The sequence below is a fragment of the Paenibacillus sp. 1781tsa1 genome (assembly GCF_024159265.1).
GTDB lineage: Bacteria > Bacillota > Bacilli > Paenibacillales > Paenibacillaceae > Paenibacillus.
This window is the reverse complement of record NZ_JAMYWY010000001.1, coordinates 5079345-5101981: the sequence shown is the minus strand read 5'-3', so window position 1 is coordinate 5101981 and position 22637 is coordinate 5079345. Positions and strand designations below refer to the sequence as shown.

General features: G+C 45.7%; 16 protein-coding genes and 1 pseudogene. 8 read left to right on the top strand and 9 right to left on the bottom strand.

Translation table 11 applies throughout. The features are described from left to right. Window positions 1-8: 8 nt before the first annotated feature. Complete coding sequence (locus tag NKT06_RS22980; protein WP_253439588.1) at window positions 9-1937, bottom strand: carbohydrate-binding protein; 1929 nt, start codon at window positions 1935-1937, stop codon at window positions 9-11. A 985-nt stretch (window positions 1938-2922) separates the two neighbouring features. On the opposite strand from NKT06_RS22980, the gene NKT06_RS22975 reads away from it, so the two are divergent. From NKT06_RS22975 to NKT06_RS22960, 4 genes are all read left to right on the top strand, one after another. Beyond that, the gene (locus NKT06_RS22975; protein ID WP_253439586.1) at window positions 2923-3282 is read left to right on the top strand and encodes a hypothetical protein; all 360 of its coding nucleotides are present in this window, start codon (window positions 2923-2925) and stop codon (window positions 3280-3282) included. A gap of 34 nt (window positions 3283-3316) precedes the next feature. After that, on the top strand, window positions 3317-4912 hold the full coding sequence (locus tag NKT06_RS22970; protein WP_301290104.1) for an exosporium glycoprotein BclB-related protein: 1596 nt from the start codon (window positions 3317-3319) through the stop codon (window positions 4910-4912). Between the two features lie 277 nt (window positions 4913-5189). Then, on the top strand, window positions 5190-6224 hold the full coding sequence (locus NKT06_RS22965) for an ABC transporter substrate-binding protein (protein ID WP_253439584.1): 1035 nt from the start codon (window positions 5190-5192) through the stop codon (window positions 6222-6224). Between the two features lie 114 nt (window positions 6225-6338). Beyond that, window positions 6339-7946, top strand: coding sequence for a helix-turn-helix domain-containing protein (locus tag NKT06_RS22960; RefSeq protein ID WP_253439582.1), 1608 nt, complete (start codon window positions 6339-6341; stop codon window positions 7944-7946). Window positions 7947-8063: 117 nt separating this feature from the next. Here the strand turns inward: NKT06_RS22960 and NKT06_RS22955 are convergent, their stop codons facing one another. Next, window positions 8064-8915, bottom strand: coding sequence for an ankyrin repeat domain-containing protein (locus tag NKT06_RS22955; RefSeq protein ID WP_253439580.1), 852 nt, complete (start codon window positions 8913-8915; stop codon window positions 8064-8066). Beyond that, entirely contained in the window at window positions 8891-9862 is a 972-nt protein-coding gene (locus NKT06_RS22950; RefSeq protein WP_253439578.1) for a phosphotransferase, read from the bottom strand. Before NKT06_RS22950 ends, NKT06_RS22955 begins: the two co-directional genes overlap by 25 nt. A 317-nt stretch (window positions 9863-10179) precedes the next feature. On the opposite strand from NKT06_RS22950, the gene NKT06_RS22945 reads away from it, so the two are divergent. Continuing rightward, window positions 10180-10767 carry an imm11 family protein gene (locus tag NKT06_RS22945; RefSeq protein WP_253439576.1) on the top strand — a complete coding sequence of 196 codons (588 nt, stop codon included), beginning with the start codon at window positions 10180-10182 and terminating at the stop codon, window positions 10765-10767. 188 nt (window positions 10768-10955) lie between these two features. Here NKT06_RS22945 and NKT06_RS22940 read toward each other — a convergent pair whose 3' ends face one another. Continuing rightward, complete coding sequence (locus NKT06_RS22940) at window positions 10956-11534, bottom strand: TetR/AcrR family transcriptional regulator (protein WP_253439575.1); 579 nt, start codon at window positions 11532-11534, stop codon at window positions 10956-10958. A 133-nt stretch (window positions 11535-11667) separates the two neighbouring features. Between NKT06_RS22940 and NKT06_RS22935 the strand changes: the two genes are divergently transcribed. After that, the gene (locus NKT06_RS22935; protein WP_253439572.1) at window positions 11668-12576 is read left to right on the top strand and encodes a CPBP family intramembrane glutamic endopeptidase; all 909 of its coding nucleotides are present in this window, start codon (window positions 11668-11670) and stop codon (window positions 12574-12576) included. Between the two features lie 20 nt (window positions 12577-12596). Here NKT06_RS22935 and NKT06_RS22930 read toward each other — a convergent pair whose 3' ends face one another. Next, window positions 12597-12770: a hypothetical protein gene (locus NKT06_RS22930; protein WP_253442956.1), complete on the bottom strand. Its 174-nt coding sequence runs from the start codon at window positions 12768-12770 to the stop codon at window positions 12597-12599. Next, a pseudogene (locus NKT06_RS22925) lies at window positions 12753-12891 on the bottom strand (sulfurtransferase); the annotation flags it as partial. The gene NKT06_RS22930 and the pseudogene NKT06_RS22925, both read right to left, overlap by 18 nt. 297 nt (window positions 12892-13188) lie before the next feature. On the opposite strand from NKT06_RS22925, the gene NKT06_RS22920 reads away from it, so the two are divergent. Then, on the top strand, window positions 13189-14748 hold the full coding sequence (locus NKT06_RS22920; protein ID WP_253439570.1) for an acetamidase/formamidase family protein: 1560 nt from the start codon (window positions 13189-13191) through the stop codon (window positions 14746-14748). Window positions 14749-15048: 300 nt separating this feature from the next. Here NKT06_RS22920 and NKT06_RS22915 read toward each other — a convergent pair whose 3' ends face one another. Further along, the gene (locus NKT06_RS22915) at window positions 15049-15495 is read right to left on the bottom strand and encodes an OsmC family protein (protein ID WP_253439568.1); all 447 of its coding nucleotides are present in this window, start codon (window positions 15493-15495) and stop codon (window positions 15049-15051) included. A 385-nt stretch (window positions 15496-15880) separates the two neighbouring features. After that, window positions 15881-20854: a discoidin domain-containing protein gene (locus NKT06_RS22910; RefSeq protein ID WP_253439566.1), complete on the bottom strand. Its 4974-nt coding sequence runs from the start codon at window positions 20852-20854 to the stop codon at window positions 15881-15883. A 432-nt stretch (window positions 20855-21286) separates the two neighbouring features. Here NKT06_RS22910 and NKT06_RS31725 point away from each other — a divergent pair, with 432 nt between their 5' ends. Then, window positions 21287-21418 (top strand): hypothetical protein, encoded by a 132-nt coding sequence (locus tag NKT06_RS31725; RefSeq protein ID WP_301290103.1) that lies wholly within the window; start codon window positions 21287-21289, stop codon window positions 21416-21418. Window positions 21419-21752: 334 nt separating this feature from the next. Here the strand turns inward: NKT06_RS31725 and NKT06_RS22905 are convergent, their stop codons facing one another. After that, entirely contained in the window at window positions 21753-22592 is an 840-nt protein-coding gene (locus NKT06_RS22905) for a sulfurtransferase (RefSeq protein WP_253439564.1), read from the bottom strand. Window positions 22593-22637 lie beyond the last annotated feature (45 nt).

Genomic DNA, 22637 nt, shown 5'->3' with positions numbered 1-22637 from the left:
CCTTTGTGTTATTGCGAGTGTTCAAGATAATCAATATAAGCATCCCACGTGCCATTATCCGTTGTTACGACTAGCTTGACTTCCTGATTGCCTGTAGCATGTGTGATGTTCGACAGGGTCTGTACGGTCGGTTGTGTACCGGTAAAGTAGAATGAACCCGCCGTTACACCCCCGATGACAAGATCGACACGGGCCGTCTCATTGTTGTTGGAAGCACCGCGGACAGAGAAATGATGGGTTGGGAAAGCATAATATTGATTGTATGCTGCATAATCGTTGTTGGCGTAGAGTGCTACTCCATTAAAAGGGGAGCTGATCACACCGGCATATTGACCGCCAAGTGTCATGCTTTCCGTTTCAATGCGAGTAACGGACGGGTTAGGATTGGGGTTGGGGTTGCCGCCCGAACCGGATGTAAACTGCCAGTAATCCAGTTTGAACAGGTTTCCATTACCTGAGCCTGTAAACACCAGATACAAACGATGTACGCCCGTAGCGTTGGTTACATTGGTCTCGATCTCGCGCCAAGTTTGCGAACCGCCGGTTGAGCTTACATTAAGTGTTCCCACCAGAGGACCTGTCGGACTGTCCAGTCGTACCTCGATGTTGCCATTTCCGGTAGAAGCGACATTAGCCTTGAATTTGGAGGCTCCGGCTGAGCCGAAATCAACATTGCCGACCGCGATCCAATCTCCATTATGAATATTAGTGACATTCTGATTGGCTACAGGTCCACCGCTCGCTTGACTCGGCTCGGTGTTAATGCCTGCTTGCCAGCCAATGGTTTCCGCTTCCACCCGGACATACGGGTTGAGGTTGGTCGTTTGGGATACACCAGTCATGTTACCCTGCACTTCCTGGATGGAGCCATCCGCGTTGTGGGTCAGCTTGTTGATGTGGGTGGAACGGTACCCTTTGCCATCCCCGAGGAATGCCTTACTTACCGTTTGTGCATGGTATGCCACATACCATTCGTTGTTGAACTGAAACACGGCATGGTGGTTATTGCCGCCTACCCCGAAGAACGTACCAGGATTTTTCAGAAAGTGTCCTTTATACGTGAAAGGGCCCATTGGGCTGTCGCTGACCATGTATCCGATCTCACCTTTTGGATATGCAGCGGGATGTGTTCCCGCGAAGTTGATACAGTAGGAGTAGTAATATTTGCCGTTATACTTATGAATACCGGAATCTTCGAACATATAAGGAGAATCTATCGTAACGGCACTGCCCACCACGCTGATCATGTCGGCACCGAGACGAATCACCCGAGCTGTTTTGGGATTGGCAATGGAAGCAGCATTGGTATCGTTCGGAATACCCCCTCCAGCATAAAGGTAGGCAGAGCCATCATCATCGACAAGTACAGCCGGATCAAAGAGCCAGGTTACACCTGACATACCTGGTGTTCCGTGCGTCAAGAGGGCACGTCCGATTGGGTCGGACCAAGGACCAATGGGGGAATCCGCTGTGAGTACCCCGATACCTCCGCCCGAGTTGGCAAAATACAGGAAAAACTTTTCTTTGCCAGCAATAGTTTTCTTCGCCATGGCAGGAGCCCAGGATTGGGTAGCCCATTTGGCAATACCTTGTCCATTATTGGCATTATTCGCACCCGCTACAGGGATGGAACCATGGTCTGTCCAGTTCACCATGTCAGCTGAAGAGATGACGTTAATTTTCCCGATGGTGCTGTACTGGTTCTCTCTGACAGAGCCGTCACTGTTGTACAGATATGCATCACCTGTCATGTAGACATAGACCCTATTGTTATGGACGAGCACATAAGGGTCGGCTCCAAGTTTGTGATCGATGAGAGGATTAGAATTTCCAGGGAGTTTGGCTACGGCTGCATTGGCTGCATGGCTCGATTCTACGGGTAGGGTGACAAAGATTAGCAGACATGCCAACAACAAAACTAGCGGTTTACGGATCATACGTTTCGCCTCCATGAGATTGGATTAGTGGTGAATCGAAATTCAGAATAGCTGAGATGATGAAATGCCGAAAAAATGAAGAGATGTCCCTCATGTCACCCCCTTTTTGAATAGTTGTTAGGTTGGATGTTAGGTTAAGTCTTCATGCTGTTATATATGGTTTAAGCCAGGCGACCTCCACACCGTGTACGTGGTCACGGTGACAAGGGAGTGGCTATAACCCGAAGTAAGCCTGCATCTGTGTGTGGGATTAGAAAAGCTATAATCCGTCAGGTTTCTTTTTGTAATCGCTTTCAATAAAATGAATTAGAACACTGGAAGTTAGCGTAGACAGAGGTTTGGTTGCATTTAAATGTAATTATTTTTCATATTTTCTTTTAAATGTTTATTAACTTGACGATATCATATCACAATTTTAAGATAATACAATCTTTTTATATTTGGTGGATGATGAAGAAGATTACTATTTAATCGCTAATCATTCAAACGGTTGGTTCAGCATCAACTGTACTATTATGGGGGATATGGAGATAAAGCTTCTTTCCAGAGCCAGAAGGAGTGAAGGGCTTAGAACGGTTCACTATTTGGAGTTGGGGTAGATGAGTTCCTGGAACTACGCCCGTCATTCTGTTCATAACTTCATGAAATAAACACGAATATAAACACGTCTTAAGCAGCGGCCGTTTCCCTGGGATCGAATGGGAGATCGGTCGTTTTTTTGCTGGAATCGAATTGGCTTTAAACGAAATACTCGCCTACTTGATGCTCAACTTTCACTAGCATAATTTCTTCTCCCTGTTGTACATATTTCATTCATTGTATAGATAAGCACGGGGCGTACAAGGTTGTTGTTTATTGATAATGGTGAAATTGCCCCCTGTGTTTTGTCCACACCGTCGGTTGAGTTTTTGAATATTACTATCAAGTGAGCTTATGCCAAATATTGCTAGAGTATGAGGTTCATAAAAAGGTGGGATGGGGAAAAATGTCTATTTTATCAACAGGACCGATAGAAAACAATCCGGTTTCCGGGGTTAGACCGACCCAACAGGTAACGATTAGATTGGTAAGTCGGGCTGAGTTGGATTCTGTAACAGTATCCATTCAGGGGTATGTGCTAAGCACAACAAGAACGTTATATGTGAGTGAAGTGATCAGTATTGCTCCTAATGAAGCAGTGACCAGAAATTATTTTGCAGATTTAGATGCTTTTGAGTTTGTTTTTGGAACAGACGTGGAAGGTGTGGAGGAAGTAGGGATATCAGTGTGGGGCAAACAAGCCTCTGGACAATTGGTTGATGCACACCGGGTGGTGGAGCACGAAAAAACAGTTAATGACATCTAGGAGATCAGAAATCCCCAAAAGAGGAGATGTAGCGATGAGCTTTTTATCAACAGGGCCGATCGAAAATAATGCTGTTAGCGGTGTAAGACCGACTCAGACAGTTACTGTCAGAATGGATAACCGCAGTGATGTGACTACCTCAACCATACAAATACAAGGGTATTACATGGAAAGTGGAATAAGAGTACTGTACGTCAGTGAGTCTTTTGACATCGTACCCAATCAAGTAATAACCAACAACTATTATGCTAATTTTGATGCCTTCGAGTTTACTTTTTCAACACCAGCGGTGGTTAATGATCCTGTTCAAGTATCCGTATGGGGTAAGAGCAGCACAGGCACTTTGGTAACAGCCCATCGTTTGGTTTCTTCCGAATTGCTGGGTGAAATCCCAAGCATCACAGGGGCCACAGGGGCCACAGGTGCAACGGGAGCAACAGGCACCGCGGGTACAACCGGAGCTACCGGAGCAACAGGCAACGCAGGTACAACCGGAGCAACAGGCAACGCAGGTACAACCGGAGCAACAGGCAACGCAGGTGTAACCGGAGTAACGGGAACGACAGGAACAGCAGGTGTAACCGGAGCTACCGGAGCAACAGGTACAGCAGGTGTAACCGGAGCTACCGGAGCAACAGGTACAGCAGGTGTAACCGGAGCTACCGGAGCAACAGGTACAGCAGGTGTAACCGGAGCTACCGGAGCAACAGGCACCGCAGGTACAACCGGAGTAACAGGAGCAACAGGTACAGCAGGTGTAACCGGAGCTACCGGAGCAACAGGTACAGCAGGTGTAACCGGAGCTACCGGAGCAACAGGTACAGCAGGTGTAACCGGAGCTACCGGAGCAACAGGAACAGCGGGTGTAACCGGAGTAACGGGAGCAACAGGTACAGCAGGTGTAACCGGAGTAACGGGAGCAACAGGAACAGCAGGTGTAACCGGAGTAACGGGAGCAACAGGCACAGCAGGTGTAACCGGAGTAACGGGAGCAACAGGAACAGCAGGTGTAACCGGGGTAACGGGAGCAACAGGTACAGCAGGTGTAACCGGAGCTACAGGAGCTACAGGTACCGCAGGTACAACCGGGGCTACGGGAACGGCAGGAGCTGGAGCAATCATACCTTACGCATCAGGACTTCCAGTTGCGTTGACTACGGTATTAGGTGGCCTTCTGAATACCTCCAGTTTAGTTGGTTTTGGCAACAGTGCTACAGGGGTAAGTGTTAATGGAGGAATTATTGATCTCACAGGCGCTGCTGGCACTTTGCTTAACTTTGCTTTCTCCGCATCGCGTACAGGAACGATTACTTCACTGGCTGCTTATTTCAGTACGACAGCAGGACTTAGTTTGATTGGTTCTACAGTAACCATAACTGCTCAATTATTCCGCTCCACTACACCGAATAACTCCTTTACAGTTGTACCCGGTGCAGTGGTAACCTTGACTCCTTCACTGACTGGCAGTTTGGCACTGGGCACAATATCCAGTGGATTGACTACAGGACTGAGCATTCCGGTAGCCGCAGGTGACCGCTTGCTTATGGTCTTCTCGGCATCAGTAACAGCCGGTCTTGATGTAGCTACAACCGTGGCCGGATATGCAAGCGGCGGTCTGACCATCACTTAACGGAAAATGAGCTGTATATCAAGTTAATATACAGGGACCCCTTACCATCATGGTGAGAGGTTCCTGTTTACTTGTGAGCACAATTCGTAGAACATAGCGCTATTGGATGAGATCGCAGGCTTCGCCGGCAAATAGGTGTGTATTCTGTCAGGACCTCTCAATGATCTAAATAAAATCGCCGAATTCTCCATGTGCAAATAATAGGGATGTCCGTTATTCTATTCTAAGTGATATTGATTCTCATTATCGAAAAATGCAAAGCGAGGAGATTCATTCAATGAAACGAAGAGGTACGTATAGTATTATCTCAGCAGCAATGATATTGCTGTTGGTCCTTATTATGGCGGGATGTGGCACACAGGCCGATAGCGGTTCTTCCACCGGAAGCCAGACAGCTTCATCATCAACGGATGCAGGAACTGCGAGTCAGGAAGAGACGGCATCCGCCAACGCTTCACCAACGAAATCTTTCACGGATCCTACCGGAACAAAAGAGATTCCCGTGAACCCGCAGCGCATTTTTTCTATCAGTGCAACAACGCAACTGTTGGCTCTGGGTATTACGCCGGTAGGCGGACTTCAATATGAAATCGATCAGGATTATTATTTGAAAAATGCTGCCAGCGAGGTTGAAATCGCCGGAGACTACCCACCAAATATGGAAGCAGTGACCGCACTTCAGCCTGATCTGATCATTGCATCCTCCTTTGTTGAATCGGATGTGATCGAACAATTGGAGAAAATCGCTCCAACGGTGATTTATCCATGGGAAGACAATCTATACGATCAACTAAGATATATTGGCGATATCGTTGGCAAAAAAGCGGAAGCGGAAGAATGGATAACGAAACACGAAGCCAAAGCAACAGAACGCAAAGCCGAGATGAGTAACCTTGTTGGAGAAGACCAGACAGTGGCGGCTGTTGAAATCTTCAAGGATTCATTCCAGGTCGCAGGCACCCGAAATATGGGGTTTGTATTGCACGATCTGCTTGGATTAAAGCGTATGCCATGGGTTCAGGAAGAGGTTGACAAAAGCGATGGATTTGTCGTGTACACGGAGCCGCAGTCACTGGAGAAATTGCCTGTGATTACCGCGGATTATTTGATCATCAAGGTCAATGATACCCAACCGGGTTCAACGGAATTTTATGAGAAAATGCAGGAATCGAGCCTATGGAAAAACCTCCCAGCGGTCAAAAACGGCAACGTCTTCATTGTGCCACATGACAAATGGTGGTCTTACACATTATTCTCCACGGATGCTTTGCTGGATGAAGCAGTGGAGTTGTTCAAACAACATAATCAATAATGAGGAACTGGCGTAAAAGCTCCCTGTACATTAGGGGGCTTTTCTGCATATCTGAATTGTCGTACAATAAGTTGTAGATGAGAATTATTTTCATTTAGAAAAGGTGAACATACGGTGGATTGGCAGACCTTCGATGTGCCCATGGATAACGTGCGATTGCGTTGGATTGGGATTGATGTATATACGTTTCATTCAGGTATAGAACAAAAGATGTTCACGACGAGCAGTTATGCACTGTGGGTCATTGATGAGGGAGAAGGTATTGCCGTTGTGGACGGACAACGCCTTCTGATTGTTCCTGGCAGTTGTATTCTTGTTCTCCCTGGAACGATCTTGGAGTGGGAACATCAACCTGGACATATCGTGCATGCCCATAAGCTGGAATTGGATGCAGACTGGGAAGGAAATTCAGAGGAACATCCCTTAATATTAATTGGGAACCGAGTGGTTGCTATTCAGCCTTTGAGTAATCTGATGGTACTACTGGATCAAATTGCTGAATTACGGACGACCGAGATGGGGATGGGCCGCTTTAGGCTGGGAATTTTACTACAGGAAGCAATCTTTCAATTTGTGGTCAAAGCCTGTGCGAATCAGCCCACGAATACCAAGGAGGCTGTATTACGGACCATTACTCAAATGGAGGGAAATTACCAGCATAATTGGAAGTTGGGGGAGTTGGCTGCTATCGCCTGCGTTGGCACGAGGCAGTATAGCCATATTTTTAGGCAGGTAACAGGTACAAGCCCCATGGATTATTTGCATCGTGTGCGAGTGGATCATGCCAAACGTATGCTACGCTCATCAAGCCGGGACATGCACTCTATTGCGACACAGGTTGGATTCAAAGATGAGTTTTATTTCAGCCGCAGGTTCAAACAGCAAGAAGGCGTGTCTCCCAGCGTCTATATTAAGAAACATGAGCCGCGTGTTATCGGTCTGCTGTTCACCTCCCATTTGCTTGCACTTGGCATGACGCCAATTGGAGCACCGGATTATCATTTGTTCCGCAACGAGTATGTTCGCCCGTATTTGCCTGAGATGAGACCGTTTGTCTGGGAGCCATTTGATCTTGAGGCCATACGCGAAATGGAGCCCGATCTCATTTTGGGATATGAACATATGACAACTGGGGAGTACGAGCAATTTTCCACGATTGCCGAAGTGGTACGCATCCCCTGGCAATCTCAGGACGTATACCAACAGTTAGACAGCGTATCAGCCATTGTTAACAAACGCGCGAGAAGCAGAGAGTGGATGGAACAACATCAGCTTAAAGTGGCCCAGACAAAGGAGCGCCTCTGTTCCATTATCGGACTGCAAGATACGTATGCGGCACTTGTGATCGATGAAACAGGTTTTCGTGTGGCAGGTGACCGGAACATGGGGCATGTGTTGTACCGCTCCCTCCAGTTGAAGCCTCATCCGCTCGTACAGCAATTCATTCATGACTATAATGGTCATAATGCCTTCTCGGAAAAGTTACCATTCGAAGAACTCCGACATTATGATGCGGATCGATTGTTCATCATGGTCAATGGGCAGAACCCGCGTGCCGAAGCTGCCTTTCGCAAGTTGTGTCGTTCGGAAGTATGGAAGAGCTTGAATGTTGTTCGTAATGGAAATGTACATAAGGTATCCTACGACAAATGGTGGATGTACACACCGCTCGCGGTTGATGGACAGTTGGACGAGATGAGCAAGTTAGTGGAGAATGGCTAATCGAAGCCAACGCACCCGACCTTCGGAAAATCGATTCAATCCAATAAACGTCCTGGTATGAAGCGCATGTTAAAAAAGCCCGCAAAGATCACGGGCTTTTCCTTTACAGTCATTCATCTACCTGTGGATCTCGCCAGCAGATTTGGCACCTTGATTCTCAAGCCACGGGATCAGTTCAACCCATCTATGTCGTTTGGCTGTGTCCAGTGGAGTCATTCCATCCCAGCTGGCTATCCAGTTCAGTTCGGCGCCTTGGTCAAGAAGGCATTCGGCTGTTTCTCTTTGACCTCCATGGCAAGCACACCAGAAGGCAACGGTTACTGCATCGGGAGGAGAAGGGGAGGTGCTTGTTCCCCAAGGATAACGTTCCGGGAGTTTGGCTCCTTTAAAATGTTCTTGTAGGGCGTGAATATCTCCAAGGGCGGCAGCATGCCAAAGGGCAAAGATTGCACCGCGTTCAACTAAGCGCCGTGCTGTATCCCATTGTGCAAAAGCAATAGCATCGTCCAGCGGCGTGCCACAGGCGATCACCGCGCCAGGCGTTTCAATGTCTGCGCCAGCATCAAGAAGGGCATCGAGCACTTGAACGTCATTGGAGCTTGCAGCCCAATGCAAAGGTGTTTCAATATTTGGACCGACAAAAGGAGCGTTCACTTCCGCACCGAACTTAGTCAATACTCGCACGGCATCCGCTCCATTAGGGAAGTGTCCCGGCCAATCCGTCACCACGTGCAGCAGCGTTCGAGAGATACTGGAGTCTGCATCTACGTTGTCAGGCTTTCTTTCCAATATTCTTATGTTTGCCAATCCCGGATTCTCTGCCAGCAGTTGCTCTAACGTTGGAATATCTCCAGTGTGAATGGCTTGAATAACGCTCACTGCAAGTTTTTCTTCTTCGTGAATAAACTCCATGCTCAAATCTCCTTCCAGGCTTATATCCATATTCAGGAAAGCATCTGAACTGCACATCTGGCATGATACTCCGCGAGACCCCTAGCGAATTGCTGATCGGGGAATTGCCTGTGAAGCAGTTTCAATCCTCCTGATATCAGGGACAAATGATGGCAAAATCGATAAAATGTCATCCGATCCGGGTCGAGATCCTTATTTTTTAAATAGTGATAAAAGTCTCCAAATCGAAACTCCAGAAAGCTATGCTCATGTTCGAGATCGAAGAATCCTGCGCCATCAATATCAATAAGGCATGGTTGCATCGCATGATCTATCCATATATGATCCGGACCTAGCTCTCCATGAATGAAACTATAGAGATCTCTGGGTTGAATGGCTGCTTCCAATTCGTAAAGTTTTTCAAGCAGCCTTTCGTCATTTTTCCTTATATCTGTCATGTGCTTGGATGCATAGGATAAGGCTGATTCGGCATCTAACCGCTGAACTTGGTAGCAAGGCCCAGCCTTTTTGCTGATATCGTTGGTGTTTCCATAAACGTTTCTTTGGATGTTATGCATATTAGACAACATATCCCTGATCCGTTGAAACAACTCATCCCTATCTTTGTGATTTTCATGCTTGAAATAGGTTTCGGCTTTCTGTCCATTCACATACTCAACAAGAGCAAAATCATAAGAGTGCTGGTCTCTATCGTTATTTAGATCATATAAGGTCGGCGTTCGGATTCCATGTTGAGCGAGAAAGCGAGTATTCAAAGAGAAAAGTTCGCTGCCATAGGAACTGTGGAAAGTGGGTTCATTCAAGATCTCTTCCTGAAAATAGTTGCTGGAAATATCCCAAACGTACAGCATACAAGTGAAACCATTCGTGCAGTCAATTTTGTAAATGACTTTTTGTGCGCCTCCATGAATTCTTGCGCTTTGCGTTATGTGGTAACCAGCACCAAATACATTGTACACATAATCCTGTAATTCTTCACGAGTAAGATGGTTGTTGGACATCATTGATATATGCTCCGTTTCATCTGTAGTTTGCCGGCCAGCAATCGAAATATATAGAACATTTTTCCAAAAATACAGACTGTTTCTTCTCGATCTGTTAAAGTGTTGATTAAGGTCTGTATATTCATATGTATATCAAAGCAAGGGGCCGGGTACTCATGTTCATGAGTAACCCGGCCCCTATTTCGCATGCAAATTGACTCTCAATCTACATCGATTAAGACACTTCGATTATGTTGTATTCCCTACTAATCGAACTTAAACCTCTTAAAATGTACAATGGATGAAAAGCACTTCATTTGGAAAGGAGACATCATTCTTTGAACTATTATTTTCTGGAATCTCAATATCCACGTAGAGGGTTTATTAGTGGCGGAACAACCTTCACTCCCCAATTAGATATGAATTATGTAGCGATAGAGAATCCGTTGCCCGAGGGAACAACGGCAGAGGTTGAGTTACTGCCTACAGTGCGGAACCTGAACGTGGATTATTTTGAGACGATCACAGGAACGAGACATGTATCAGATCGTTTTAAAACGCTGTTGGAGGAAACGAAAACAAATACACAGTTTATTCCGACAATGGTGTGTTACCACGACGGTCGTGCGGTTGAAAAAAACTATTGGACTGCACATCATCTTAATCGTTTGGATGTTTTCGATTATGAACGTTCGGAATATGGGCGCAAAGCAGTCATTGCTACATCTGTAGAACAGCCTCCACGTAAGATCGTCAAAGTTGTATCTCGAATCTCCCTTCATGAAGAGCGAATTGGCGAGCATGAATTTTTCATGCTGGATTATATCAATATCTTCAAACCCATTGTTTCAAAAGATTTTTACGAAGTATGCCGAAAACATAAGCTGAATCTAAACGTTACAGAAGTCGGAGAGGTAAGCTCCTAAAATGCATGGATATGGTTACAAAGAAAGCACAAAGAAGCCCGCGTCAGACGCGGGTTCTTAATCTTTATTTTTCCCCGGTAGCCACCGGATTCTCCTCATAACTTATTCAGCCGCTCCTGCTGCAGATTGGATTCTGCTACGCTTCGGCAAGCTAACTTAACTCCCCGATCTGTGTATCATGCTTTCCTTCAACGTATAATCCAATTGATATAGTCTTGTATCATTTCTTTGCTTCGTGTTCGATTTATCTTATGCGGCTCGAGATACAAATTGAGAGCCATCCCATTCATAAAGGCATACAATTTTTCTTGTTCCTTCTCTTCATCGGTAGTGCGCAGAAGACCTTCATTTTTTAAGTACATAATGCAGTTTCTGATTGCGTTTTGCAGGTCCTCATAATTGGCATCGAACCCTTTTTGCGTTTTTCCATAGCTTACAAATGCAAACCAAACCTCCATTTCCAATAATGTTTGTTCATCAGTCGGCACTAGCTCGAGCAAGTATTCAACAATTCTTTCTTGAGGCGCCAGTTCTCTTGCATTCAGATTGCTCAGCCGAGTAAGTACCTTTTCTTTAACTAACTCCATTGCAAATGCTAGCAGGCTCTCTTGTTTTGAAAAGTAATGTCTTAAGGCTCCTTGTGATAGTCCGGCTTCCTTCGCAATCGTTCTTGACGTTGCATGATGAATGCCTTGCTCACTAATGATTTTCCAAGTTGCTTCAGCAATAATATTCTTCATTTTCTCATGGTCCACGATTTTTGGCATACACACAGAATATCATATTATTTAACTCAACTGAAATAAATAGACGTTGAAGATGGGATGTGCTAGAGTTTATTTAACTCAACTGAATTAAAAAAGGTAAAGGAAACATATCACTCAAAGGAGGGTAATTGGAATGAATCAGCAATTCAAAGTAATGTTTCCAGGATGGGGAAAGGCAATCGGCCTATTGTGCATGATAATTATATTTGCTGCTGTATTATGGTTGGTATGGACCGGAAACTTGAATATAAGGTACACAGCCGACCGTGAGGAAGTGATTCCAATATGGCATAGTATATTGCCGGCATTCTTTGGCATTTTTCTAATCCGTATGATTCCTTATGAAAGTCAAAGTCAAGATCCCTCGTCTTATCAACAAATGGAGAAAAATCACTTGGTCGTTCAATCGATTGTATTATTGCTGTCAGGCGTTTTATTTACGGCTGCTCTTATCATGTTGGACCAGCATGGGTTACATTTCGAGCTATATTATTTGACGTTCAAGTTGACGACATTATTGTTCATCCCATTGATTTTATTGCTGATTTATCGAAAAATGACTGGCGGGCAGCAAGACATGATCTCGAAAAATCCTCGCTCTCGCGGACACGTCATTACACCACTGATCGTTATTGTGGTCTGGTGTTATCTAAAGTTCTATTCCCCAATTGCACACCCAGAAGGAGTAATCGAAGCAACCAATATGACAGAATTACTTCTCTTGGTGCTGATTGGTTTTGTGATCAATAGCGTATTGGAGGAAGTTTTTTATCGGGTGTGGCTGCAAACCCGATTGGAGAAGTTGCTTGGAAGATGGCCCGCCATACTACTAGTTTCAATACTATGGTCCATTTGGCATGTCGCCATTCAAGGAAATGGTCAGTGGGATATTGATGTGGCAACAGTGATTGCAAATCATGGGGTTACAGGTCTCTTTCTTGGTTATCTATGGTCCCGCTATCGTAGAGTATGGGTGATTATCCTGATTCATGCACTCCTAAATGCATCCCCTTATTTTCTGGTGCAGATCTTGTTTCATTGAGCGGAAAGGATCTGGTTGGATCAGTGTTCCCGTGCAACGATGCCTTTATCTCTCTCTCGTATCCCCGGGTGACGCTCAGGCACTGCAAATACACTGCGCCCAAGCATCAGCTTGCATGGCGGTGTATTGTCTTTGAGATATTGTAGAAGAAATTGTAGACTTGTGCTCCGAACATACTCTTCCCCGGTAGCCACCGGATTTTCCTCATAACTAATCCAGTCGGCTCCAACTTCCGGAATACAACTTCAGATTCGAGAATTCCGCTTCTTCCAGTGCAATCACGTGCGGACAGGTGATTATGCCTGAACCGGAGTGTAGTAGTATTCCTGTGGCGGTATCGGATACACGAAATACATACATAATTTTCCTGTAACTTAATTTCGTTTGTTCCAATCTCTGAAGGAGGGTCCTCAGTTTACTAGAAGTATTTTAGTTTTACACGCCTTTCATATGATAGATATATTTACGTTTTTGTTTATGTTTATAAGATTATTCTTGAATTTAAGCTCTACTATGTTACTTTTGTTGACAAAAAAATATTGTTGTAAATGTATTTATATGTTAATGTGTATTTATGTTAGGTAATATTACATAGTATAGAGGGGGAACGTTATGTTTATTAACCGAACCATTAGAAAATTTGGGGTTTCACTAGGGATTATAGGTATGTTTACATTTGCTCTACCTTCAGTGGGTTTTAGTATGCCGCTGCAACCAACAACCCTTGAAAAGGTAGAAGGTGATTATTATGTAACGTCTGCAATTGAGAACATTCGCTGGGGATCACTTCCTAATCGAGACAGCTCTCCGATTCTCACTGTACCATCAGGAAGTGCGGTAACATTTGATACGGTATCGCATGAGGGACTGATCGAGGATCAAGGGAGAAATCCAGTGGAGTACTTCGGCAAATTCGGTATCTCATCCGATGGCGTGTTGGATGATGCGAAAGCAATTGCGGCTTCTGAGATGAAGCATGATTATGTTAAAGACGGACCTCATATTATCACTGGACCAGTAGCAGTTGAGGGAGCGGAGCCAGGAGATGTTCTTAAAGTAGAAGTCCTTTCGTTGCAAACTCGAGTTCCATATGGTGTCATTTCTAACCGCCATGGTAAAGGTGCCCTTCCTAACGAATTTCCAGAAAATACAGGCCCACAAGAGGGAGCAAGCGCAACAAAACCGGAATTATATAATAATGTATCTATATTTACACCTATTGAAGAAATCAACGGCAATTGGTATGGTTTATTACCAACAAAAGCTGGCAAGGATGTACGTTTCCCAATTAACCCGTTTCTAGGTGTTATGGGGGTTGCACCAAATACCAGCGAAGTTGTGAGTTCTATCCCACCTATTGAAACAGGAGGCAATATGGATATTAATGAGTTGGGTGTTGGTGCAACTATTTATTATCCGATCCAAGTTAAAGGCGGGCTATTCTATACTGGAGATCCGCACTTTGCTCAAGGGGATGGCGAAGTAGCGTTAACTGCGTTGGAAGCTTCCTTGAGGGGAACAGTTCGGTTAACGGTGTTGAAGAAAGGTGATCCATCACTACCACATCGTGGAGAATTCACGCAACCCTTTGCTGAAACAGAGGATTATTGGATTCCAATTGGACTGGACCCTGATTTGGATGAAGCGATGAAAGAATCAGTACGTGAATCGATTCAATTCTTATCCGATAAGCTTGATATGGATAGAAGTGTAGCTTATGCGTACCTATCCGCCGCAACGGATTACGAAGTATCTCAGGTCGTGGATCGAACGAAAGGGGTTCATGGACTCATTCGTAAGACAGATTTCCTTGAATATGTTGACGTTGCCATGAATGTAGGGGGTACGACAATCAAACCGGTTGTTCATAACGATGAGTTCTACGTACCGATTCGAACCATTTCGGAACTATTGGGCGGTACAGTAGGATGGGATCATAAGACGCGTACCACGCAAATCAAATTAGGTACGAAAAATATAAGTGCGCAAATTGGTTCAGATGTGTATTCAATTAACGATAAACTAGTGTTCAATAGTAACGTACCAAAGCTTTTAAATGGCGAAACCGTAGTTCCGGTTTCTGTTATTAATGAAATACTAGGTGCTTATGTCAACTGGACGACGATCGACAAGACGTTAACAGCTAATGTATCGTTAAGTAAAAAGCAATAATAGATTTCATTATTCAACCGTGGTGGACAGATGTCCATCACGTTTTTTTTGTTATCATGAATCCCAAAAAGCTGCTACTTTATATCTACTTCGTACAGAAAGGCGCTTGCTGGAAACAAATAAGGAGAGAGTCTTTAATTCGAACAGGATATTTTCTCAAAGGGCCAAACGAAGTTTATAGCCGGGTTTATTAGGTTATGACCAGAAGCCCGCGAAAAAACGCGGGCTTTTGTTATAACTAAATATGTTGTACGGTTAGCAATTCAATATCAGTCCGGTTTCACCGTATTTATAGGCTGCTTAGTTTTCGATGATAATTCTGTCCAACTTGAGATTAACCGGATGTGCCAACGTATCTCCAACCGGGCACTTGCTCTCCAGGAATTGTACAAATGCTTCAACCTGCTCTTGGGGAGAATCTGTTTTGATACGGAATGTATACCGAATATCGGAATAGCCCGGACGCACCTCTGATTTGTCGAAAAAGCCATCCAGGTCAATATCGCCTTCTACATCCACAAAGAAATCCTTGAGATTCACCCCGAATTTAGGTGCATATACCCTAGCTACGATCGACTGACATGCCCCCAGCGAGGCGAGTAAAGCTTCCACCGGATTCATGCCGGTATCGGTTCCACCCAAGTTTTTGGGCTCGTCGATAATAAACTCGAAGTTTCGAGATGCTACTTTCACTTTAACTCCGTTTTGCAGATGAGCAGATGCTTTAAACGTTTGGAGGGCAGCCATTTTGTAGTCTCCTTTAGTGGGTTTATTGATACTGATTTTATTCATAGTTTACCGCTATGATTATATTAAATTGAATGACTCGCTCTGTCAATCCTCAATTTTCCAATATTTTGATCTTGGGAACAGCGCAAAGAAGCATATGCTGGTCTCTAAAGTTGCTTAGGCGGATATTCAGTGTGTTTTGCCGCCGTTCGTATTCGTGATTGGAAAATACGTATTTAATTCGAGATAACTGCTTATTACATTTAGAAGCGGGTGATTACCAAAAAACCACCCCTGTCCCGCAAAATTGAGGGAGAGAGGTGGCTGGACGAACGATATTTAATTCCTTAGATTAATGATTTTTTAATGCTGCGTAAAATTGATGGTTTTTTAATTCAGCGTATCAATGGTACAGCTTCAATTCAGCAATAGACCACCACCACTCAGCATTGTCCGTAGTCAAAGCAATTTTGACATATCGTGCCTTCTGGTTCGTGAATGTCGCTGAGATTAAAGAATCTGTACCCACAGCTTCTGAAACCGAATTCCAATGCTCGCCATCCGTTGAAGTGACGATTGTAAAACTGCGGGCATAGTCATTGGTACTGCTGCCTGAGTCCATAGTTAACCGGCTGAAATTCTGGATGCTTCCCAGATCGATCTGAATCCACTGGTCTGCTTGTTGTCCGGATGCAGAGGTCCAGCGTGAGTTCAGATCATCATCCAGCAGTGCACCAACGTCTTCAGACGTGGAGGCTGTGGCTGTCCAAGATGTCCGATCCAGTTCGGTAGGCAGCAGATCATCCTGTTCCCCGGGTGCCCATGGTGTCTGATCGGCAGTATAAACTGCGATTTCAGCTACAGACCACCAGTGAGAATCCGTTCCGGTCTGAACGATTTTGATATAGCGGGCCTCATGAGCAGGGAATGCAATGAAGAGCAAGGCATTTTTCCCTTCACCCGTAGCCACAGCTTTACCCCAATCCATGCCATCCAGAGAGGTGTATACTTCATAACCGCGAGCATAATCCTCACTGTTGTGTGCACTATCCAGTACAATCCGGTTCACTGTCTCTGAATTGCCCAGATCCAGCTGAAGCCACTCACCGCCTGTTTGTGCTTGACCGGAAGTCCAGCGTGTTTGGTTCGAGCCATCCAGTATCGCCGTTGCAGCTTCCTCATCGTAAGAAGCTGTGACGGACCATGCATCTGAAAGCAGACGTTGTTGTTTTCCTGTTCCATAGTGATTAACAAATAGCTCAGAGACCGACCACCATTGATCGGATTCACCCATCTGCACGATCTTCACATAACGAGCCTGCTGCTCAGGGAAGGTGATGGAGAGACGTCCTGACGCTCCTTCGCCTCCAGCAATAGAGGTTCCCCAGTTTTGCCCGTCATCGGAAACGAAAATGCGATATTGCCGCGGATAGTCATCCTTGGCGTTCCCCGGGTCCAGCTCTACTGCGTCAAAAGCACTCGTTTCCCCAAGATCAATCGTAATCCACTGTCCGCTCTTTTGCTTTCGCCCGTTCGTCCATAATGTGTCTTGTTTTCCATCAAGCATGTGAGCCGTGACATCCGTTCCTTGCGTGGAGGAAGCGGTTACGATCCAGTTTGACCGATCGGACAACGGAGCTGGATTTGGATACTCAGGGGTCTGAGGCAATTTTCCAAATCGGGCGAGCTTGAGTTCCGAGATGGACCACCAACTGTCTGCGGGAGCAGTCAATACAATTTTGATATAACGCGCCGTCTGCATACCCAAATCGACGGACAGGCTTGGAGATGAGCCTATTCCCTGTGCAATTGGCTTGCTCCAGTTTTCATCATCCTTCGAAACGTAAACTTCATACCCGAGGGCATAATCACCTCCGCTGTTGCCGGAGTTCATGAAAAGTGTGTCCATCATCTGCTCGTTGCCCAGATCAATATGGAGCCAGTCTCCAGGCTGTTGCGTTTGTCCAGATGACCAGCGGGTAGTCAAATCTCCGTCAACCATGCGTTCGACTGCTTCCGAACTGGAAGAGGCGGTAATCGTCCATTCGCTGCGATCCAGATAGGTGACGCCTTGTGAAGCATCTGGCTGCTTGACTACTGTATGCTCCAATGGATTTACTTTCACTTGAGCTTTCGCATAGACGGTAGCTGAACCCAAAGCTCCTCTTGCATTATAAAAACGAACCGTTTTGGCGGTGTCTGACGGATTCCAGATTTGCGCCGTGTAGACACCGTCCTTTTCGTATACGGTTGCTGCGGGAGAATCTGCCCAAATATCCATCGTACGTGTTCCTGTGGATGCCATGCTATGCATGAACCAGTAGGCGTTAAAGACTTCGTTTTGCTGCATATCTTTTGTATCCCACTTTGCAAGAGCAGTCTCCGGGTCCCCGATGGATTGGAATGGCCAGATGATGTGTTGCCATGTGTGCTCCTGCTGACCACCAAGATCCTTGATCAGACCGTTGTATAGTGCCGCGGTATTCTTCGGATCACGACCATAATAGGTCATCCACTCTGCGGGCGGCAGCCAGTGAATGCCATAAATATGCTCAGCCTCGTTGGAGAAGTATGTGCCATACAGGTAAGCACTGCCGTATACATGCCCTACGGTAGCGTGTTTGTATCCTTCCAGCCAGTTGTCCCCATCGTAGTTGAACCAATATTGCTCGGCCGCTTTTTCCTCGGTGACGAAGCCCCAGATGCCCGCATCGCGATAGGCTTTGTTCCCCGTTACTTCGCCCCACATATATTGTCCGACCCAACTGAACAGAGCTTCGCCTGCAGCTTCCTGATTGTTTCCGCTGCGATTGTCGGCATAACCGCCCGCCCAGGAATGACCAGAATAAGGATCAAAATTACGCATCCATGGGAATTGATCGTCTGTGTGTGAAGGATTGGCATAATCCCGGATCAGCAGTTCAACCATATCGCCATAATCCTGTACAAAAGTTGGATCATACATAGCCAGCACCGCAGATGCAAAGACGTAATAGCCATACGTAAAATGATGATCCGTCAGCCCGGTATTGACCCCGAACCCGCTTCCATAAGGGAAAATCGTTCCCCATTGCTCCGAATAATAAAAATAATAGGAGTGCAGACGTTCATCCGGTGAATAAGTGTACCAGTCGGTCAAAATGCTTCTTAACAGGGACAGGTAATGGTCCCGTCGTTCGTGATCACCAAGCTGATCGCTAATGAGCACACCGAGCGCAAGCGGATGAAGCTTTTTCCCCTGCCAGTAAGGATCTTCACTCATTAAATTGCCTGACGTATCTGCATCAAGCTGATCCAGATAACTGATTAATTGCGCGCGTGAGTATGTCGGATCATCCGGCTCCACAAATTGCGGAATAATGCCGTAGAAACGATCTTGTGTCGTAAAGCTGTTGCCTTCGCTCACTTTCATCATTCCACGAATAGAAGGGTAAGCGAGCTCCGTGAGTGGAGTTGTTGCAAGTTTCCACTGGTGCGGGAACAAAGCCATTAATGTGTCGGCGGAAAAGTTGGCACGCTTCGTTTGTGTAACGGAGTTAAAGGTTGTTGTAACTTGTGAAGTGCTCTCGTTATAGTCGTAATCGACCTTCGTATCCGTTACAAAAGCATAGGCATGCTGGTAATAGTATGCTAATTCTGATGCAGATGGCAGGGTAGCAAGCGATAAATAATTTTCGCTTGATCCCAGCTTAATCTTAAGTGTATTGCCCAGCTTTATAAATGTGGTTCCTTCAGGTGCATAAAGACCATAGTTTCTTGTAAAAGTTTGCGGCGAAGGCGCTCTGTCCTGATTGGTGACTTCTACACCGATATGATCTCCTGTCCATGATTCCCCATCCTGCAACACAATCTCACGGTTTTGATCATCAAAGAGACGTGTAATGTTCGGTGATCGAATCAGGATGGTGTCCGGGTTCTCAAACGTGTTGAACAGGAAAGGGGAGCCTTTTACAAAGGTTGTATTGACCTTTGCCGTGTCATCATCACTCATGATGATGTTAGCGGAGTAATCCCCGTATCCTGCAATCTTGGTATTGACCTTGGCTGGGTTCATATCGCTTGTTGTCAGGATGAGGTCTGCTTCACCGTCTGCATCCATCGAGTTGCCATCAGCAGAAACGTATCCAGCACCAGGATTCAAAATATGAAGCCCCTGTTTGGTGTATCGATTTTTGAATGGGAGCGTGACCAGACTGTTCCCATCTCCTAAATCCGAAACGAGAATCGATTGCCACCAGTCATTGGATGGAATTGGGGCGGTGATGTCAGCTGTGCGATTTTTTGGGTTTTTCGGTTGTAGCATCGTGATGTCATTAATGGCATAACTGCCAGCTCCGACTTGTACCGAGCTCATCTCTGGGATAGACGGAATGGTGTAGACCGGTTTTTCATCTCCTTGAATATACTCATATACATCAAAGGCATAGAGTGAATAACCGTTGGTTGTACCTCGGCCAAGACCTGCGAGTTTGACATATCTGGCTTCTGAATATACAGGAATGTCATCCCGTCCTCCATTGCTGTGTAACTCCCGATACAGCGTAGTCCATTGCTTTGCGTCGTCGGATACCTGAATGTCGTAAGCACGTCCAAACGCATTTTCCCATTGCAGAGAAATTTCTCCGATTTCCTGACGTTGACCAAGGTCCACAACAATCCATTCCTGATCCTTGTATATGGAAGACCAGCGTGTACCTGGATCACCATCCGTCACATTGCGCGCTTCATAATCGCGCTTCTCCATTTTGGCCTTGTCTTCGGCGGAGCGGCTAGGTTCGTCAATCTCTTCTGACGACGCTATCACCGATTTACCAAGGGCAAGGTTTGCGGCAGTTGGTTTTGGAGGTGGATTTGCTCCACCCGTTCCATACACATCGAACGCGTACAGAGAAATACCATAGGCTTGCTGCGCCCGTTCATGACTAAACAAACGCACATATCGTGCATCGGCGGAAACCTCCACTTCCGTCAAACCGCCTTGACCCTTCGTTGTGGAGTAAACTTGCTCCCAGTTAACTTCGTCATCCGACACTTCAAGGTCGAAGGCGGAAGCATAGGCATTTTCCCACTCAATCGAGATGTTGGAGATGGAGGCATCTGCACCCAGATCAACATAGATCCACTGAGGGTCCTGTTGCCACACACTTTCCCATCGGGTATTTTTGTTGCCATCCACGGCATGATCGGCTGTATTCCCACCAAGGGATGAGGAGCTATACACCGGTCTGTTCAGGGATAAGAGATATGACCCTTCTGCTGCGGCGTTTGCTGCCTTGCTAGGCCATAGCGGCAAGCTGCTGACCAACAATAGCATGGATAACAGCAAGTTCACGCAGATGCTGCGTGTGTTTCGTTTGTGACTCGTTCGTCCCTTCATATCTTCTTCTCCTTTGTTAGTTCCTGCCTTTCCACCAGACAGAACTTTCTCTGTTTCCTAACAACCTGTTATATGTATTATTCTGTTCTCCCGTGCCGCATTTCTGAGATAGATTTCAGGATGTAAACATGGGATATGCGGATGTTCATTTGTTGTATATCGAACATTTTGTGTGGATTATAAAGATTTTTTAATCGTTTTCGTAGAAAAGGAGACATATGTCCTACAGGAGGTAAGCGTGGGGTGCAACTATGAAATGCTGAATTGGGATTACGGTCCGATAGCAATAAAATGTTTTCTTTTCGTTAGGAACAAACAACACAGGAATCAACTTGCGAAGAACTTCACTCGATTTTTGGGGGAGAAACGCGACCAAATGACATTATAAATTACGTGTAATAATGTAATGTCGATATGAGGGAGTGTGAAAAAATGGATATTCAAAAAGCTACGGAAGAAAAGCTTGAACGTAAAATGCAAATGGGAGTTCCGATTGATGAAACTATTCTTGAAGGTCTTATACAAAAAATGTCGTTTCAGTTCCTGTTTCAGATGATGTTATGAATATTATCGATGATTTAATTATAAGTGAACATGTAAACAGCCGATCTGAAGGTTTCGTATATTCGGCTTCTCCAGCCCTTTATGAAAATGGGCTGGAAAAACCGAAGTCAATTCAGCCCAGCTCGCGGAAATCAGACAGGTTCTACACATCTTCCTCAAACTGCAACTAACATAACTACAAAAGATATTAATATCTTGGTACCTTTTGCTGAAGATTAAATTGCAGTACGAGTGCAGCCGGAGCAAATGTGGCGATATTGAAGTATAAAGCGATATTCCTCAGCAAGCCAAACAAGGCTTGACGATTCCAGTAGCTCCGTATATTGAATAAAAATTAGTCTTCTTCCCCCGTCGCCACCGGATTCTCCTCATAACTAATCCAGTCGCTCCAGCTCCCGGAATACAGCTTCACATTCGAGAAACCCGCTTCTTCCAACGCAATCACATTCGGGCAAGCCGATACGCCAGAACCGCAGTACACAATAATCGCACCATCCTTCTCCAGCTTACTGAAACGCTCTTCTAACACCTCAGTACCTGTCCAACGTCCATCCCAATCCAACACATCTTTCCAAAAGTAGTTCAACGCACCCGGAATATGTCCGGCCTTGGCATCAATCGGTTCCTCCAGACCCGCATAGCGGCGAGCATCACGAGAGTCGATTAACACGGAGCTGCCACTTGCCGAAGCCTGCTGAACATCCTCAACACTTGCCAGCATGGCTGGCTGCACATTCACCTCAAAGGAAGACGGGATCTGAACCGGCACATCCTGAGTCACCGGGAACTTGGCGTTTTGCCAAGCGGAGAAACCTTCGTCCATGATATACACCTGCTCATGACCGATATAGCGAAGCAGCCACCATAGCCGAGATGCATTCATCCCGCCTTGATCGTCATAAGCAACAATACGACTATTGGAGCCGATGCCAGCTTTGGAGAGACGACTTGCGAGCACAGCCGGATCAGGAAGCGGGTGACGTCCTCCGTGCGCAGACACAGGAGAAGACAGGTCTTTTTCCAAATCGAGATAGACAGCTCCTGGAATATGTCCAGCTTCATAGGCTTGTCTTCCAGCCTCCGGCTGACCGAGCAAGAATCGGCAATCTGCAATGACGACATCCGGTTCATACATTCTGGCGAGCAGCCAGCGCATGGATACAATATTTTTCATCAAAATACACCGCCTTATGAGAGTGGTAGAGTCGTTTATAACTAT

Excerpts from the sequence above, each read along its gene's own strand:
- NKT06_RS22980 (WP_253439588.1), bottom strand. The coding sequence starts at position 1,937 with ATGATCCGTAAACCGCTAGTTTTGTTGTTGGCATGTCTGCTAATCTTT.
- NKT06_RS22975 (WP_253439586.1), top strand. The coding sequence starts at position 2,923 with ATGTCTATTTTATCAACAGGACCGATAGAAAACAATCCGGTTTCCGGG.
- NKT06_RS22970 (WP_301290104.1), top strand. The coding sequence starts at position 3,317 with ATGAGCTTTTTATCAACAGGGCCGATCGAAAATAATGCTGTTAGCGGT.
- NKT06_RS22965 (WP_253439584.1), top strand. The coding sequence starts at position 5,190 with ATGAAACGAAGAGGTACGTATAGTATTATCTCAGCAGCAATGATATTG.
- NKT06_RS22955 (WP_253439580.1), bottom strand. The coding sequence starts at position 8,915 with ATGTGCAGTTCAGATGCTTTCCTGAATATGGATATAAGCCTGGAAGGA.
- NKT06_RS22950 (WP_253439578.1), bottom strand. The coding sequence starts at position 9,862 with ATGATGTCCAACAACCATCTTACTCGTGAAGAATTACAGGATTATGTG.
- NKT06_RS22940 (WP_253439575.1), bottom strand. The coding sequence starts at position 11,534 with ATGCCAAAAATCGTGGACCATGAGAAAATGAAGAATATTATTGCTGAA.
- NKT06_RS22935 (WP_253439572.1), top strand. The coding sequence starts at position 11,668 with ATGAATCAGCAATTCAAAGTAATGTTTCCAGGATGGGGAAAGGCAATC.
- NKT06_RS22920 (WP_253439570.1), top strand. The coding sequence starts at position 13,189 with ATGTTTATTAACCGAACCATTAGAAAATTTGGGGTTTCACTAGGGATT.
- NKT06_RS22915 (WP_253439568.1), bottom strand. The coding sequence starts at position 15,495 with ATGGCTGCCCTCCAAACGTTTAAAGCATCTGCTCATCTGCAAAACGGA.
- NKT06_RS22910 (WP_253439566.1), bottom strand. The coding sequence starts at position 20,854 with ATGAAGGGACGAACGAGTCACAAACGAAACACACGCAGCATCTGCGTG.
- NKT06_RS31725 (WP_301290103.1), top strand. The coding sequence starts at position 21,287 with ATGGATATTCAAAAAGCTACGGAAGAAAAGCTTGAACGTAAAATGCAA.
- NKT06_RS22905 (WP_253439564.1), bottom strand. The coding sequence starts at position 22,592 with ATGAAAAATATTGTATCCATGCGCTGGCTGCTCGCCAGAATGTATGAA.